We start from the raw sequence: 16,915 nt of genomic DNA on the forward strand, positions 1-16,915 counted from the left end.
ACATTATTATACCAGTGATAGCTTTAAATATGAATAAAAATATGGAACACGGTGCGCCTTCAAAGCGTCACTCATGTTCCATTTAAGTAAGTATTTATTTGCGGATTAGTGTAATGATACCGGCTACTAAAATTAAAATACCTGATAAAATACCGAATACACTAATTAAAACAACGTTTAGGATACCGCCAACGATAAGTAGGATACCAATAAGTACGCGTTTCTTATTGATGATACAACTTAAGATTAATGTAATGATACATGTAATAATAACTGCGACACCTAAACCTAGGACAGTACCACCTGATCCAGTTTCTAACCCCTCTGATAAGCTACCAATCATTATTGCAATGATGCCGCCGATAATACCAAAGATACTACCTAAAATGCCAAGAACCATTTCAGCTACTCGGCTAGTAGGGCGGTTTTGTTGGTACTGATTTTGATGTTGATATTGTTGTTCCATATGTATACCTCCAAATTAATGAGTATGTTACAACTCTATCATATTTTATATGTTTCAAGTTTAGATTTTCGTAATTTTAAAATAATTTTAATAAAATTATATATAGGGAGTGTTTATTATGATTAGACAAGCTACACTCAATGATGTATCTAATATAGCTCGTATTCACGTCGAAACTTGGAAGGATACCTACTGTGGTCTTATCGATCAATCGTACCTAGATGCAATGTCTACAAAGGATAAAGAAAGCTTATGGGAGCAGGTTATTCCGAAGTCACATGTTTACGTTGCTACTGATAACAACGATAACGTCGTAGGATTTATCAATGGTGGTATAAACCGAGATAATCCGCAACAAACTCATATCGCAGAGGTATACGCGTTTTACGTTTTACCATCTTCTCAAGGCAAGGGGTACGGACGTGCTTTATTAAAGCAATTATTCAATTGCTTCATTGAAGATGGTTACCAAGAAGTTATCATTTATGTGCTGTCAGAAAACCCAACAACGCAATTCTATGAAAACATGGGTGGTATATGGCACCATGAACACAGTGATACAATAGGTACAACTAAAGTTAAAGAAACATGTTATCGCTTTAAACTATCGCATATATAAATGAATGAAAAGGAGAATGACAATGGTACAACTTGGAAGTATTGAGGCTGGTGGTACTAAATTCGTATGTGCTGTCGGTGATTCGGACCTCAACATTATTGAAGAAATCGTGATACCAACGACGACACCAGATGAAACCCTCGCGCAAGTCACTTCATTTTTTAAACAATATCCTGATGTAAAGGCCCTAAGTGTTGCTTCATTTGGACCTATCGAAATCAACACAACCCATCCTAAATATGGTTACATTACATCAACACCTAAACTCAAGTGGCAGCATACCGATTTGTTAGGCCGACTTAAAGCCGACATGGATATTCCAATGTACTTCACAACGGATGTGAACGGTTCGGCATATGGTGAATATCAACATGAGTTATCACAAGGTCGTCAAATTAATAGTCTTGTCTACTATACAATTGGTACAGGCGTCGGTGGCGGCGCAGTTGTCAATGGTCATATATTAGGCGGCGCTGGTCATCCTGAGATGGGGCACGTTCATGTAAAGCGTCATCCGAAAGACACTGATTTCAAAGGTATTTGTCCGTATCATAATGACTGTTTAGAAGGTCTTGTTTCAGGTCCTACCTTTGAAGCACGTTTAAATCAATCAGGAAAGGACGTTCCTATCAGTCATCCAGTGTGGGATATCTTAGCTTATTATGTAGCGCAAATTGTGATGCAACAAACGTTAATCTTACGTCCTAATGCGATTGTATTCGGCGGTGGCGTCGTAAGTGAGGCCTTTTTAGAAAAGGTGAGATCTCAATTTAAGGACATGATGCAAGACTACTTACAAGTTGAAGATTTAAAGCGCTACATTAAAATGCCTGCATATCAGGATAATAAATCTGCGACATATGGCAACTTCGCACTTGCTGCAGCCTTACTAAAAAGCTGAATAAGCAACTATTCCTGAACGCGTCGATGCACGCGTTCTTTTTTATTGAGAAAAATAAATCAATTATATTTATAAGTACTTCCATTTTAAAAATAAATTAAAGTAAGTAGTAAAATTATGTTGATTTTGTAATCGTATATTGATAAATTAAGTTTAGTGATATCTAAATTGATATTATATTTTACATATTTTATCTAAATTACTAACCAGGGAAGAGGTACGAATATGAAAAAATTATTATTCTTATGTGCATCAGCTTTCTTAGTATTAGGTGCATGTGGCAATTCAGGAGAGTCAAAAGACGATTCTACAGAGGAAACTAAAGAAGAAGCTAAAACAGATGATACGTCTAACAACAAAGAAGAAACAAACTCTGATGATTCAAAAGATGACGCTAAAGACGATTCAAAATCTGAAGACGATGACGATTCTATCACAGCTAAAAAAGACGATGACAAAGAAAAATCTGACGTGACTTTTAAAAATAATCAATTTAAGAGTGAAGAATTTGACTTAAAAATTGAAGAAGTTAAATTAACTGAAAGCGAGTACGACGGTGAACAAGTCGCAATCTTCTATTCTGTAACGAATAAAGATGCTGAAGATGAATTATCACCGATGACGGCTTTCATGAGAGCGTTTGAAGTTGTAGAAGATCAGAAAGATGTTGAAAACCGCTTAGATATATCTCACTTCGACACTGAAACTGAAGAGAAATACAATAAATACACTAAAAATGAATCAAACAATATCAAAAAAGGTGGTACTGCTAAAGGTGTAGCAGTTTACAAACTTGAAGATATTGAAGGACCAATCTTATTAAAAGCTCAAGACATCGAAAACTATGGCGATAGCGTTGGTCAAAAGAAAATTAACATTAAAGAAGTTTCAAAATAAGAAAAACTAATGTCTTTAAAGTCTTATAAAGTCTATGTAAAACGCATATACTTTGTAGGGCTTTTTCTATTGCAATAAACCAATACGTGAAATCGTCGAAATATCGTTACACCCATTAAGCCGTTGTAAGTCTTATAATAGAATTATCGTGCTTATTACAATTATAGATGTATGTTTCATTATGTAATTTTGTGCAATTCATTTAAATAAGTGATAAATCGTTCGTGAAATAAAATGAGAAAGGCTGTTTCTATGAATATCGGAATTATTTCAGATTTACATATCGATCGCAATAAAGATGTGACACCAAGCGAATATGAGGCGATGCTTGTCGATATCATTAAACACTCTGAAATCGACTTATTTATTATTGCGGGAGACATATCCAACCATCATGCCTACTCATATGAATTCGTGCAACGCGTTCAATATCAAACGGCCGTTCAAACGCTCTTAGTTCCTGGGAACCACGATCTTTGGGATATGGATGCTGAGGCACCAGATACGACGTCCATCTTAAATTACTTTAAATCTAAGCCGAAATGCCTAATCGACGAGCCTTTCATTATCAATGACGAGTGGGCGATAGTCGGTCATTGTGGTTGGTATAACTACGCCTTTGCGAGCGACCAATTTGATTTAGACCGTCTTTCTCGAAAGAAATTTTTAGGCGCGACTTGGCAAGATAAGAAGCATATCGATTGGCATGAGTCAGATATCGAAGTCTCGCGTCAATTCGCGAAAGACATTGAGCGAGATATCAAGCGCGTCGGTGATCGTAAAGTCATCTTAATCACACATATGGTGACCCATCCTGACTTTGTCGTACCACTACCACATCGTATCTTCGATTATTTCAACGCCTTCTTAGGTACGACTGACATCGACGACCTCTACGATACTTACAACATCCCGTATAGCGTTATGGGTCATGTCCACTTCAGGAAAAGACTTCAATCACCTGCACGTACCTACATATGTCCTTGTTTAGGTTATCCAAGAGAATGGCGTACACCAGACATTAAAAAAGAAATGATAGACGCGATACAAATGATTCAAATATAGGGCTTTTAAAAAAGAAATCTAATAAAAATTTAAATGTAGAAAATTAATTAGTTAATAAAATAAAGTATATTTAACAATATCTTATTCCGCTCTGCTATAATGTAGTCAAGTTAGAGATAGGAGGGATAGGATGAGCGTTTTACAATTATCATCAATTACGAAGAAATTTGGAAAGTTCAGTGCGCTTAAAGACGTGAACCTCGACGTTAACGAAGGTGAAATCCTTGGATTCATCGGACCTAATGGTGCTGGGAAGTCGACTACGATTAAGATTATTCTAGGCATTATCCATCAAACCTCAGGCGATGTATCAATATTTGATAAACCTATGAAACAGTTAACCTCTGAAGATATGTCACGAATTTCGTACATTCCGGGTGACGTCAATGTGTGGCCGAACTTTACAGGTGGCGAAATGATTGATTTCTTAATTCGACTCAATGGTAATGAAATACCAGGTCGTAAAGAAGCTTTAATGGAACGTTTCCACTTCGATCCTAAGAAAAAATGTAAGAACTATTCAAAAGGGAACTTACAGAAAATTGGTATCATCAGTGCGTTAAGTATCGACGCAATGTTATATATCTTTGATGAACCAACTTCTGGCTTAGACCCGCTTATGGAACATGAATTCCAGGAATGTGTCTTAGAGCTTAAACATGCCAATAAATGTGTGCTCTTGTCCAGTCACATCTTAAGTGAAGTCGAACATTTATGCGATCGTATCTCAATTATTAAAGATGGTACTGTTATTGAAACGGGTACCTTAAATGACATGCGACATCTGACATATCATCTTTATACGGTGGAGTCACAAGATGACTTAACGTATTTAAAGGATGAAGCGGGTGTCCACCAATTTGAACGAGATGGCTCGCGTTATACATTCCAAGTTGGTCATCAACATACGCAAGCTATCTTACAACGTATTAACCAACATCACATTCAAGATATTCAAATTGCACCACCATCACTTGAAACATTGTTCATGAAACACTATCAAAAAGATAGTGAGATGGAGTAGTATGAAACGTTTATGCCATGCATGGTTTAAAATGTTCCTCATGTATTTGAGAAAGAAACGGCTCTACATGTTGATCGTATCGCTAAGTTTCGCACTAATGTCAGCGCTTATGGCAAAGTCCTTGTACGAAGTGTATCCTGATCAAAGTAAGCGAGACGCTTTAAAGGAAACGATGACGAACCCGTCTATTACAGCGATGATAGGACCTGCATCAAGTGGTAAATATACCATCGGAAATCTCTTTGTTCATGAGATGTTGATGACGACATTAATCATTATCGCCATATTAAACGTTCTGATGGTCGTTAAAGATTTAAAGAAAGATGAAGAGAATGGTTTTGCGGAGCTCATTCATAGTCGTAACGTTGGACGCTTAGCTATTGTGCTCGGTTACAGCTTGTATATAGTCGTTTACAACCTGTTACTCGGTGCTTTAACCACACTCGCGATACAACTCATGAATGTAGAAGGTTTAGATTTCGAAGGGAATCTCTTTTACGGCTTGTCACTCGCATTATGCGGTATGTTCTTCGTATTCTTAACAGCATGTCTGTCCCAAGTCTTCAAGAACTCTGAACAAGTCATCCGCTGGGCAATCGGTCTTGTCATAGTCTTTTATTTATTCAGAGCGATTACGGATATACAAAACGACGACCTTAGTTTATGGTCACCAATCGGGTTACTATACCAAATCTTCCCATATGGTGAGAATGACTTAACGCCAGTTCTCATCATTTCAGTGCTCACTTTAGTGCTATTTGGTTTAACCGTACTTGGTCGTCAAACACGTGACGTCGGTGCTGCGATATTCGGTGAGCCTAAAGGACGCGAACGTGCACCGAGATGGTTAGCCCATTTCCCAGGATTAATCGTGAAACAATTCGGGTTAACGATGATCATTTGGTTAGTCGCGATGTTCGTACTCGGTGCGAGTTATGGTTCAATATTGGCGATCTTAAAGATTTTGCAGACGACAATCCAATGATCAAACAAATCTTAGGTGGCGGTTCGACGCAAGAAATTATCAAGAACTTCATACCATTTATAGCGATTGTATTAACGTTAATTAGCGCCATTTATCCGATCATTTTAATTCAAAGCTTGTATCGCCAAGAACATAAAGGGCAGTTAACGTTAGTTTATATCACTGGTAAGCAACGCCTACGTTTATTTATAACAACACTATTAACAAGCTTGATTTTAAATGCCTTACTCATTGTGATGTATGCATTAGGTATTTGGTTAGCTCAAAGTTTCACATTAGATGACAGTTTAGACTTTGACTTATTCCTTAAAGCAGGCTTGAATTACTATCCAATTACAGCGCTATTTATTAGCGTTGCTGCTTGTCTGTTGGGTCTCAAACCAAGTCTGATTAAATTCATTTGGGCCATTCACATCTTCACATTTGTGGCTAGTTATCTCGGTGAATTGATTTCAGTTGCAGATTGGATGGAACCGTTTATCCTAACGTCTTATATGAGCAACTATCCTGTTAAAGATACGTTCAACGTTACAGAAAGTCTCGTAATGATAGGTATCGCACTTGCACTCATAGTGATAGGTGCGCTCGTGTATAAGCGTCGCGATTTAAAAGCCTAGTAAGAAAGTGAACGCATTTAAAAAGGTCTTATACCAAAGATAGGGGGCGTAACCCTTACTTGGTATAAGACCTTATTTATTATGGAAAATTGATTAGAATTCCATCTACAGCATGCTTTCCTGTAAAGTTCAACTCGAATTTTCAATTTGTTAGTTGAACTTACGAAGAAGCTAGGGCTTCTTCGTTCATTAAAATATAAAGCCCCGGCTTGCATAGCTTGTTAATTTGCTTGCGTATAAAGCTCAACCCGAATTTCCAATTCGTTGGTTGAACTTACAAAGAAGCATTAGCTTCTTTGTTCTTTTGTAAGTGCCGGGGACCCGTCCTCTGAGTCAGCTGTATATGGAATTGCCATTAATAAAGCTATTTATTCCTTATAATAACTTGTATCTCATCTTTTAAGTCTAACTAACGTGTTCTCAATAATTATATAGACTATTTATTCAAACATGCTATAAGGAAATTAAAATGTGCTACTAAATCTTTTATGACTTTTGTCGTTTTAATTTAAATGGCGCATAAATTAGAGCACCAATGAGTACGATTCCTAAATAACCAATTAATGGATAGAAGAAAGCAACTAAATCCGTAAAGCCTACGAAACTTACAATTAAACCGACAATTATTGAAATAATATAAATGATTTTAAATGACTTTGAACCTACATCTTTAAAGCGTGCCGTAAATGAATAGAACATACCCAACGCTGTATTGAATATCATACCGAAGATTACAATAGCCATTATGATACCGAGAATCGGTGAAATGTGGTTCACAATACCTAATGTTGGTAATTCAAGATCACCAACTTCTTTAATCTTAGAAAAGATAGCAAAGTGACTGAGTAGAATTAAACCACCAAGCATCAATCCGCCTAAGAGACCACCTTTTGCAGCTGTTTTAGGGTCTTTTACAGAACCACCAATCACAATCGACATCGACGCACCTAATGACGTATTGAATGACGCATAATTGATACCCGCAATAATCCAGTTCGGTAACGTCGTCTTCTTAGAACTTGAAATATCATTTAATGTAGAAAGTGAACCGTCAGCATTGAAAAAGCTATAAATTGCGATACCAATAATAAATACGATTAAGAATGGTGTGATATTACCGATAATTTTTACAACACCATCAACATTAAACATACCGCAAATAATCACTAAAAGTGTCATTAAGAGTGTACCAATAATGGTTGGAATACCAAATTGTTGATTTAAGTTAGAACCTGCACCGGCTAGCATTACAACACCTGTGCCAAATAACGTGAATAATAAAACAGCATCTATAATAAACGCGATGATTTTTCCTATAGTAGAATGACCTGTAATCTTTTCGATTACAGTTATATGCGAGTTCGTTTGTTCACGGCTACCAAGCCATACTAACATCATACCTATGTAAGCAAATAACGCTGTGGAAAGAATTGCCCCTAAAGTACCAATAAGCCCAAAACTCGTGAAATACTGTAAGATTTCTTGTCCTGATGCAAAGCCTGCACCCACTATAACTCCGATGAAGGCACTCCCAATTAATAGGATCTTCTTCATCTTATCTCCCCCCTTGTACTACAAGTTAACTATAAACGAACTACAAATTTTTGTAAAATTTGAAACTTTTCGAAAATATGTTTATGGTAATATACATTTATTATCTTTTGAATATAAATAAATGTCAAAAATAAAAGGACGGAACATATTTTTAAATATGCTTCGTCCTCTAATTATTACTATTAAATTTACTTCTTGAAAAGCCCATTATAAACTTCTATAACTTCATACATATCAGATTTGAAATTTATAAAATAAGTTAAAGCAATTTATCTTTAACAATTCCATAACAGCTGACTCCTAGGGGAGTAGCGTGCGTCCTGAGACTATAGGCTCAGGCCACGCCCCAGGAGAGCATGCTGTTAAAGGAATTGTTATTAAGGCTATAGGTTGACAGCTGACATTTCTTAAGCTGATTTGTTTTTAAAGCCGAGTTTATCAACGATTGCTGTAATTGCACCGTCACCTGTAATGTTAGTCGCTGTACCAAAGCTATCTTGAGCCATGTAAAGCGCAATCATTAAACCAATAGCTGATTCGTTAAAGCCTAAGATAGAGCCTAGGATACCACTCGCTGCCATTACAGAACCACCTGGAACACCAGGAGCCGCAATCATGATAATACCTAACATAAAGATAAAACCAATCATAGTTGGAATAGCAGGTAATGACATACCTGGAAGTACGATCATCGCCGCAATTGAACAACTTACTAATGTAATCGTTGACCCCGATAAGTGAATCGTCGCAAGAAGCGGAATCGCAAAGTCAGCGATAGAACCTGTAACTTTGTTCTTCTTCGTTTGTTCAAGCGTTACTGGAATTGTAGCAGCACTACTCATTGTACCAACGGCAGTAAAGTAGGCTGGAATCATGTTTTTAATCATACTGAACGGATTACGTTTGTTCAATGTTCCCGCAATTGTATAAAGAATAATTAACCATACCCAGTGAAGTGCGATTGCTAAGATTAAAACGAGACCGAAGATTTTAACAATGTTGAATACCGTACCTTGTGCAGCAAGTTCTGTGAAGATACTTGCGATATAGAATGGTAAGAATGGAATGATAATTTTATAAATCGCGACTTCAACGATTTTTTGACCTTCATCAATTAATTTAATGACAGTAGGGCTATTTAAACTGGCAGCAATAATACCAACTAAGAAAGCTGTGATTAATGCAGTTAGAACACCCATAAGTGGATCAAATTCGAATGTGAAGAAAGGTTTGATTTCTTCAGGTTCACCTGGAACTGCGCCTTTTTTCGCGATAAAAGGCATCACGTTATAAGCAACTGTTAAAGCAAGTAAACCTGCGATGATTGTAGATGTATAAGCAGCACCTACTGTAAGTCCAACAAGTTTACCTGACCCTTGTCCAAGTGACGTAATCCCTGCTGCAATGAAAAAGAAAATGATAAGTGGAATGATATAGCCAATGATTTGGTCGAAAATTGACTTGAATGTCACGATAGCTTTTGTAACAAAGTCGATGTCAATTAAACCAATTACAATACCTAAAGCAATCCCTAATAATAATTTAATAACAAGTTTCAATTGTTACCCTCCCCGAAATAAACACAATTTTCAAAAATTAAACATTTTCAATATTGTACCATACTTAAACAATGTTATAAAAGAGCATTCTACATTTTGCATAAAGTATTTAATGGACTTTTCAAAAATAAAAAAAGACCACAGTGCTCAAATAAGCACCATGGTCGACTTCTGATATGAATTAATCAATAGAAGGTTTAAAATATTTCTCAGTTTCACGTTTAATGACTTTATAAAGTAATAATAAACCGATTAAGTTCGGAATCATCATTAACGCGTTCGCGATATCAGCGAATACCCAAACTGTTTCAAGTTTAGCTACTGTACCGATGAATGTAAATAATACGTACACGATACCGTAGAACATCACGCTTTTCACGCCAAGTAAATATTCTAAACATTTACTGCCATACACGAACCAAGCGATGATTGTTGAGAAACCGAAGAAGATAACCGAGAACGAAACGATGTATTCACCGATTACGCCTAATGAATGACCGAATGCGGCACTTGTTAAAGCACCAGCTTCGATATCTTTACTATGTTCAACGCCTGAAATGAGACCGCCTGTTGGATCCCAGTACCCTGTTACAAGTAGAACTAGGGCAGTCATCGTACATACAACAATCGTTACGATGAATGTACCTGTCATCGCTACAAGCGCTTGAACGACAGGTTGATTCGTCTTCGCGTTACCTGCGATTAAAGCAACCGTACCAAGACCAGCTTCGTTTGAAAAGATCCCCTTTGAAACACCATTTTGAATGGCTTGCATCACTACAATCCCTGAAAAGCCACCTAAAGCTGAAACAGGTGTAAATGCATATTTAAATATTAATCCAAATGCTGGAATGATTTGGTCGAAGTTTAACACTAAGATAAGTAATGATGCACCTATGTATAAAATGGCCATTACCGGAACGAATACGCCTGCAACACTACTAATTCTTTGGATACCGCCAAAGATAATTAATGAAATTAAGATAACAAGTACAATACCAGTTATAAATCCATTAATATTAAAGCTATGTGTCATCACATCAGCAATGGTATTAGATTGAACACTGTTACCAATTCCTAATGCTGCAAAAGCACCGAAGATTGCGAATGCGATTGCTAAGAATTTGTATTTAGAACCGAGTCCTTTTTCTATGTAATACATTGGTCCACTTGAATATTCGCCGTTCGGATTCTTCTCACGATATTTCATCGCAAGTAATGCTTCGGCGTATTTTGTGGTCATACCGAGTAAACCAACAACCCACATCCAAAAGATTGCGCCTGGTCCACCGAGTGTAATGGCGGTTGCTACCCCTGCAATGTTACCATTACCAATCATACCGGCTAAAGATGTCATCAAGGTTTTAAAGTTACTGATGTCACCTTGTTCATCCTTAGAAGGTTTTGACGGCATAAACGCGAGTTTGAATGCGTGTAACAGTTTCGTGAACTGTAAACCTTTCAAAAGTAAAGTGAAAAATAAACCTGTACCTGTCAATAATATTAAACTAGGGGCCCCCCACAAAATATCATTGATTTTATTTAAGAACTCAAACACTTAATCCCCTCCAATTTCTAGTCATTTGAGTACTTTTAAAAAACTAGATATGTAGTTTTGTGAAAAAAGTCTATTCAAATTTTTATATTACCCTAAATTTGTGTTTACAAAAACAATTCTATTATGAAATGAACGCAATTGGCAAATCATTTTAGAATATATATTCATATTAAACATTAATTTATGTAAAAAGAACACCTAAAGGTAAATAACATCTTAAGTATAAAAATTACAGAAAATTCAACCTCTTTATTTCTTTACAGTTTGAATTATGGATTAAAAATTCCGTGATTACTTTTGATATATTAAACAGCATGTAAATGAAAGAATTTGGATATTACTAATGTAAATGTAAAATTAAGATAATTAATTTAATTCGTTAGAATTTGAAGTAAGTATTTTCGAAATATTAATAAAAAACTAAAAACATTAATCTTAGATTTATTATGAAAACTCTCTATAAACTATTGTTTGGATATTGTAAAAAACAGTTTCAAAGCTACAAACATGTGCTATCTTACAAGTGCAATATCCAAATTATATATAACAAGGAGTTGTATTGTTTTGAAAAAGTTTTTAGCATTATTCGCAGCAGCAAGTATCGTACTAGGTGCTTGTGGTCAAGATTCAGGTAGTGGAGACAAAAAAGAAGAGAAAAAATCTGAAGAGTCAGGTTCATCTGACAAATCTTCTGAAGAATCTGGTTCAGGTTCATCTTCAGAAGAATCAACTGAAGAAGGTTCATCTTCAGAAGAGTCAACTGAAGAAGGTTCATCTTCAGAAGAATCAACTGAAGAAGGTTCTTCATCAGAAGAGTCAACTGAGGAAGGTTCTTCATCAGAAGAATCAGGTTCAGGTTCTTCATCTGAGGAATCAGGTTCAGGTTCTTCATCTGAAGAGTCAGGTTCTTCATCTTCTTCATCTGAAGAAAAATAATTTCCGACTAGCATAGGTACGTAATTCATATAAAAACAACATACTTATATAAAGAGCCGGGCTTTGTCCCGGCTTTTTTCGTGTGGAAAATAGGGTAAAGGTGTCATGAGGTGATAGGATGGCATTTAACATGATTCGAGTATACAACGATAATGAAAAGGGCGTACGCGTGTTTGTCGACCGTGTTTGGCCGCGTGGTGTATCAAAAGAAAAAGCAGAACTTGATTATTGGCTTAAAGAAGTAGGGCCTACAAAATCATTAAGACAATGGTTCGATCACGACCCTGAGAAAATCGATACCTTTAAGGAAAAATATTTAGAAGAACTTCAGACAGGTGAACAACGTGAGGCATTTGACCAACTTAAAGAAATTGAAGCTGAAGCTAAAGAGACGACTTGGCTTGTTTATGCTGCTAAAGATGAAACATACAACCATGTTGTGATATTAAAAGAGGCGCTCGAAAAAGGATTGGATTAGGATGACAGTTTATGAAAAGGCGGTAATTAAGATATCAGAGGCGCCCGTACAAGCGCTTATTGAAAAAGATGCCACATTAAAAAAGCTCATCACACATTTAGGCGATATTGAAATTGATATACGTCCTTATTATTTTAAGTCGTTAGTGCGATCTATCGTTGGCCAACAAATATCCTTTCCAGCCGCGGAAGCTGTATTTAGTCGTGTTGTAGAATTAACGGGCCACGACTTTACAGTAGATAAAGTTGCTCAATTATCTGACGAAGCTTTACTAGATGTGGGCTTATCTCGTGCCAAAGTAAAGTACACACGAGATTTAATTAGATGTATCCAATCAGGCGAATTAGATCTTGAAAGGTTAGATAGTCTCGATGATCAAACGGTACTTAAACAATTAACGCAAGTGAAAGGTATTGGTAAGTGGACTGCTGAAATGTATCTCATCTTTACGCTTAGAAGGCCGAATATACTAGCGGTTGACGATGTAGCGTTACAACGTGTAGTAGAGTGGCTTTATCAGGTAGATAGAGACTCACGTAAACGTGTATTGAAAGAGAAAAAGGCGCTTTGGTCGCCTTATCTTTCCTATGCTTCATTTTATTTATGGGAAACGTTAAGTTTAGATCTACTCAAATATCGAGATTTAGATGAAGCCATTGAAAATAGGAATTTATAAAAAATGTCGAGCCATAAGGGTATGGGGACCTCAGGCTCGACTTTTCATAGTTTTGGAGGATAATTTAATGCATCTGCTTTTCGCGCAACAACATAATCTGGCATTAGAATTACGTTATGTAATTGGAAAGCTAATTTTTTAGCGCGTGTTGTCTACTTCATACTACTATGAATGGTATCGATATTTGACTGCATCATTTTATAGTAGGAGTCACCTTTAGACCCTTTCTTACCTATTGAATCTGTATAAACTTCTCCATAGATTGTCGCATGTGTTTCCTCACCTAGTGCCTTCATACTTTTCGCATCGACACTTGTTTCAAGTAATAAATGTTTAAGATTGTTATCTTTAACGAATTTAATCGCGTCTTTCATTTGTTTAGGGGTTCCTTGCTTTTCCGTATTAATCTCCCAAATATATCCTGAGTTAATTTGATATTGTTTTGAAAAGTATTTAAATGCACCTTCACTTGTAATCATATGACGTTTAGATTTAGGAATATCTTCAAATTTTTGATGACTCGATTGATTGAGTTTTTCTAACTTTTGAATGTATTGGTCGCCATCTTTTTGATAGCTGTCTTTGTTAGATTGATCATGCTTGACGACCGCATCTTGAATGTTTTTTACATATTGAATACCATTTTCTAAGCTTAACCAAGCGTGAGGGTCAGGTTGTTGTTCCGCTGTCGCATGGTGCTTGAGATAAATGGGTTTCACATGTTTAGAAACTTTCACGACTGAATCGTCATCTAAATCTTTGCCTGCTTGTTTAAGTGCCTTTTCAAACCAGCCATTACCAGTTTCAAGGTTTAAACCGTTATACAAGATGATATCAGCGTTCTGAATGGCCTCTACATCCTTAGGTTTAATTTCATACTCATGTGGGTCTTGACCAACCGGGACGATACTGTGTATTTCGGCATGGTCACCGACAATGTTGTGTGTCATGTCATATAATATTGAGTTTGTCGTCACGATATTAAGCTTGTGACTGCCTTCCTTTCCGCACCCACTTAGAAGGATAATAAAGACTATGATAATCGATAGGATACGCTTCATGATGTCGCCTCTTTTCTAAAGAATGGTCTTAAATATTGAATGAAAAATGTGATGATATATAAACTAAACGCGCAAAGTACGATACAGGCACCGCTCGGTAAATTATAAATGTAGCTGAGATATATGCCGACGATTGCGCTAATCGTACTGAATAGCGTAGCGAATATCATCATCGTGTGTAAGTGTTTCGCGAATAAATACGCTGTTGAAGCTGGCGTAATGAGCATTGCGACCACTAAAATGATGCCGACTGTTTGAATACTCGCGATTGTAACTAATGCAAGGAGTAAAATGATAAAGTAGTGGATAAATGTTGTATTTAACCCACTTAAGCGACTGAACTCTGCGTCGAATGTTGAAAGCATGAGCGGTCTATAAAAGATAATGATTAAGAGTAACACCATCACACTTACGATAATGGTTGTCCAGAAAACTTCGTTTGTGATAGCTAAAATATTACCGAATAAGATGTGATATAAGTCAGTTGTACTTTGAATTAAGCTGATCAGAATAATACCGGTCGCGAGAAACGCCGTGAAACATATCCCAATAGCCGCATCTTTCTTTGTCTTAGATTGGTCTTGGAAGAACCCGATTAATAAGCTTGATAACATACCGGTTACAAGAGAACCGACTAGGATAGGTACTTGAAAGAGGTAAGACAAGGCAACACCTGGTAGTACGGCATGGCTCATCGCGTCACTCATTAATGCGAGTCCCCTTAATATAATTACAGAACCTACGACACCACATACAACGCCAACACATATTGCGATCAGTAATGCACGGTTTAAGAAACGGTATTCAAAGATATGTTGAAAGAAATCCATCATGGTTGCGTAACTTCCTTTCTTTGAAAAGCGAGGCCTTGATGGGCTTTTGCTCGGGATGCTTGATTAAACGTGCGATTGATATGCATGTCAGTTAAGACATCTTGAGTCTCACCAAACGCGATAATGTCTTGATTGATTAGAATCACTTTGTCGAAGTAGTCGCGAGCTGATTGGATATCGTGGTGTACGATAATGACTAATTTACCTTCTTGTTTCAATTTCTCAATCTGTTTGAAAATGACAGCCTCACTATGAAAATCGATGCCAGTAAATGGTTCATCCAGTAAGTACACGTCGCTTTGAGACATCAATGCGCGTGCAACGAGTACACGTTGTAGTTGACCGCCACTTAAGGCCTTAATTTGACGATGTCTTAAATCGTAGAGTTCTAAGTCTTTAATCAGTTTGATATAACGGCCTTTGTCGTAATGCGAAATCTTTCTAAACCAACCTGTATGCTTGAAACATCCCGATAGAATGACTTTCTCTACGTTGATGGGGAAGTCTAAATCAAGTTGAGATTTCTGAGGAATGTATGAAAGCTTCTTCAAATGCTTGTGAATGGGTTGGTCGTTAATCGTGATTTGACCTGAAGCTTTGAATGTCTTCGTTATTGATTTCAGTAATGAGGACTTACCTGCGCCATTAGGTCCCATAACACCTATAATGTCACCGTTAATGGGTAACGCTAAATTGATGTTTTGAAGGACGTGGCGATTGCCTAAAAACAAATGTAGATTTTTAATTTCGAGCACGTTATTAACACCTCCTATAAATATTTTTAGGTTAACCTAATTTTATTTTATGATAATCTTAACTTTTTAACTTGTCAAGATATTTCATGCTATAATGATGGTGAGTCAAATCGAAAAGGTGATAGGAATGTTAACTGAGGAAAATGAGGATTACCTAAAGGCCATACTTTATAACAATGGGATGAACACGTACGTGTCTAATAAAGTTTTATCGCAGTATTTAAATATCAAACCACCTTCAGTTAGTGAGATGGTGAACCGACTTTTAAAAGCGGGGTATGTTGAAACTAAACCTTATAAGGGTGTTAAGTTATCCGAGAAGGGGTTAACATATACTTTAGATGTGATTAAGCGACATCGATTGATTGAATTATTCCTAATCGAAGTGTTGAAATATAATTGGGAAGAGGTTCATGAAGAAGCGGAAGTACTGGAACATCGTGTTTCAGAAAAATTCGTAGAACGCTTAGATCAATTACTCGGTGAGCCTGAAACGTGCCCGCACGGTGGTGTTATCCCACGCAATGATACATTTGAGGAGATTTATACAACACCATTATTATCCTTTGAAGCAGGGGATAAAGTCATGATCAAACGTGTGCGAGACCATACAAACTTACTCGTATATCTAAGAAACAAAGACATTACGATTGGTGAAAGTGTTGAAATCATAAATAAAGACGCAACGAATCAAATTGTCGAACTGAAATCAGATGATAAAACGATTCATTTAAGTTACCTCAACGCAGATCAAATATACGTCGAACCATATGAAGCGTAACAGGAGAAGGTACAGCCAACCTTTTTCTGTTTTTTAATTTTGGAAATAAAGATATCTCGTTAAGTTAAATAAAATTATAATTGAGACATCTATTATTAGTGTCTAGGGATTTATTAAAGTTCAAAAAGTTTAAAGCTAATTTCCAAACAG

At 36.5% G+C, this 16,915-nt stretch carries 18 protein-coding genes; 11 read left to right on the forward strand and 7 right to left on the reverse strand.

What is annotated here, in order from left to right:
- Positions 1–94 precede the first annotated feature (94 nt).
- Positions 95–466 carry a hypothetical protein gene (locus tag ACF3N8_RS03375; RefSeq protein ID WP_009382201.1) on the reverse strand — a complete coding sequence of 124 codons (372 nt, stop codon included), beginning with the start codon at positions 464–466 and terminating at the stop codon, positions 95–97.
- Between the two features lie 118 nt (positions 467–584).
- Here ACF3N8_RS03375 and ACF3N8_RS03380 point away from each other — a divergent pair, with 118 nt between their 5' ends.
- The 7 genes from ACF3N8_RS03380 (at position 585) to ACF3N8_RS03410 (ending at position 6,574) form a co-directional block, all read left to right on the forward strand.
- Positions 585–1,085: a GNAT family N-acetyltransferase gene (locus ACF3N8_RS03380; protein ID WP_238094060.1), complete on the forward strand. Its 501-nt coding sequence runs from the start codon at positions 585–587 to the stop codon at positions 1,083–1,085.
- Between the two features lie 22 nt (positions 1,086–1,107).
- Positions 1,108–1,986: an ROK family protein gene (locus ACF3N8_RS03385; protein WP_009382199.1), complete on the forward strand. Its 879-nt coding sequence runs from the start codon at positions 1,108–1,110 to the stop codon at positions 1,984–1,986.
- Between the two features lie 225 nt (positions 1,987–2,211).
- The gene (locus ACF3N8_RS03390; protein WP_009382198.1) at positions 2,212–2,883 is read left to right on the forward strand and encodes a DUF5067 domain-containing protein; all 672 of its coding nucleotides are present in this window, start codon (positions 2,212–2,214) and stop codon (positions 2,881–2,883) included.
- Between the two features lie 252 nt (positions 2,884–3,135).
- Positions 3,136–3,948: a metallophosphoesterase gene (locus tag ACF3N8_RS03395; RefSeq protein WP_392450250.1), complete on the forward strand. Its 813-nt coding sequence runs from the start codon at positions 3,136–3,138 to the stop codon at positions 3,946–3,948.
- A gap of 130 nt (positions 3,949–4,078) precedes the next feature.
- Positions 4,079–4,972 carry an ABC transporter ATP-binding protein gene (locus tag ACF3N8_RS03400; protein WP_238102181.1) on the forward strand — a complete coding sequence of 298 codons (894 nt, stop codon included), beginning with the start codon at positions 4,079–4,081 and terminating at the stop codon, positions 4,970–4,972.
- A gap of 1 nt (position 4,973) precedes the next feature.
- Positions 4,974–5,957, forward strand: a complete 984-nt coding sequence (locus tag ACF3N8_RS03405; RefSeq protein ID WP_238102182.1) for a hypothetical protein — start codon at positions 4,974–4,976, stop codon at positions 5,955–5,957.
- On the forward strand, positions 5,954–6,574 hold the full coding sequence (locus ACF3N8_RS03410; RefSeq protein ID WP_238102183.1) for a hypothetical protein: 621 nt from the start codon (positions 5,954–5,956) through the stop codon (positions 6,572–6,574). The genes ACF3N8_RS03405 and ACF3N8_RS03410 overlap by 4 nt, the downstream gene beginning before the upstream one ends.
- A 486-nt stretch (positions 6,575–7,060) precedes the next feature.
- Here the strand turns inward: ACF3N8_RS03410 and ACF3N8_RS03415 are convergent, their stop codons facing one another.
- The 3 genes from ACF3N8_RS03415 to ACF3N8_RS03425 all read right to left on the reverse strand — a co-directional run bounded on the left by ACF3N8_RS03415 (position 7,061) and on the right by ACF3N8_RS03425 (position 11,245).
- A complete protein-coding gene (locus ACF3N8_RS03415; RefSeq protein ID WP_238094063.1) occupies positions 7,061–8,128 on the reverse strand; it encodes a hypothetical protein in 1,068 nt (355 codons plus the stop codon).
- Between the two features lie 407 nt (positions 8,129–8,535).
- On the reverse strand, positions 8,536–9,687 hold the full coding sequence (locus ACF3N8_RS03420) for a dicarboxylate/amino acid:cation symporter (protein ID WP_238094064.1): 1,152 nt from the start codon (positions 9,685–9,687) through the stop codon (positions 8,536–8,538).
- 181 nt (positions 9,688–9,868) lie between these two features.
- Positions 9,869–11,245, reverse strand: coding sequence for a sodium:alanine symporter family protein (locus ACF3N8_RS03425; RefSeq protein ID WP_009382183.1), 1,377 nt, complete (start codon positions 11,243–11,245; stop codon positions 9,869–9,871).
- A 564-nt stretch (positions 11,246–11,809) separates the two neighbouring features.
- Between ACF3N8_RS03425 and ACF3N8_RS03430 the strand changes: the two genes are divergently transcribed.
- The 3 genes from ACF3N8_RS03430 (at position 11,810) to ACF3N8_RS03440 (ending at position 13,335) form a co-directional block, all read left to right on the forward strand.
- Positions 11,810–12,181, forward strand: a complete 372-nt coding sequence (locus tag ACF3N8_RS03430; RefSeq protein WP_392450254.1) for a hypothetical protein — start codon at positions 11,810–11,812, stop codon at positions 12,179–12,181.
- 118 nt (positions 12,182–12,299) lie between these two features.
- Complete coding sequence (locus ACF3N8_RS03435; protein ID WP_009382179.1) at positions 12,300–12,659, forward strand: DUF488 domain-containing protein; 360 nt, start codon at positions 12,300–12,302, stop codon at positions 12,657–12,659.
- Position 12,660: 1 nt separating this feature from the next.
- Positions 12,661–13,335 carry a DNA-3-methyladenine glycosylase gene (locus tag ACF3N8_RS03440; protein ID WP_238102185.1) on the forward strand — a complete coding sequence of 225 codons (675 nt, stop codon included), beginning with the start codon at positions 12,661–12,663 and terminating at the stop codon, positions 13,333–13,335.
- Positions 13,336–13,487: 152 nt separating this feature from the next.
- Here the strand turns inward: ACF3N8_RS03440 and mntC are convergent, their stop codons facing one another.
- Genes mntC through ACF3N8_RS03455 form a run of 3 tightly spaced genes read right to left on the reverse strand, consistent with a single transcriptional unit; the run spans position 13,488 to position 15,984 of the window.
- Complete coding sequence (gene mntC, locus ACF3N8_RS03445; RefSeq protein WP_009382175.1) at positions 13,488–14,396, reverse strand: manganese ABC transporter substrate-binding lipoprotein MntC; 909 nt, start codon at positions 14,394–14,396, stop codon at positions 13,488–13,490.
- Positions 14,393–15,229 carry a metal ABC transporter permease gene (locus ACF3N8_RS03450; RefSeq protein WP_009382173.1) on the reverse strand — a complete coding sequence of 279 codons (837 nt, stop codon included), beginning with the start codon at positions 15,227–15,229 and terminating at the stop codon, positions 14,393–14,395. Before ACF3N8_RS03450 ends, mntC begins: the two co-directional genes overlap by 4 nt.
- Complete coding sequence (locus ACF3N8_RS03455) at positions 15,226–15,984, reverse strand: metal ABC transporter ATP-binding protein (protein WP_009382172.1); 759 nt, start codon at positions 15,982–15,984, stop codon at positions 15,226–15,228. The genes ACF3N8_RS03450 and ACF3N8_RS03455 overlap by 4 nt, the downstream gene beginning before the upstream one ends.
- A gap of 127 nt (positions 15,985–16,111) precedes the next feature.
- Between ACF3N8_RS03455 and ACF3N8_RS03460 the strand changes: the two genes are divergently transcribed.
- Positions 16,112–16,765, forward strand: coding sequence for a metal-dependent transcriptional regulator (locus ACF3N8_RS03460; protein ID WP_009382171.1), 654 nt, complete (start codon positions 16,112–16,114; stop codon positions 16,763–16,765).
- Positions 16,766–16,915: the final 150 nt, after the last annotated feature.

Source organism: Staphylococcus massiliensis (genome assembly GCF_043186315.1).
GTDB lineage: Bacteria > Bacillota > Bacilli > Staphylococcales > Staphylococcaceae > Staphylococcus > Staphylococcus massiliensis.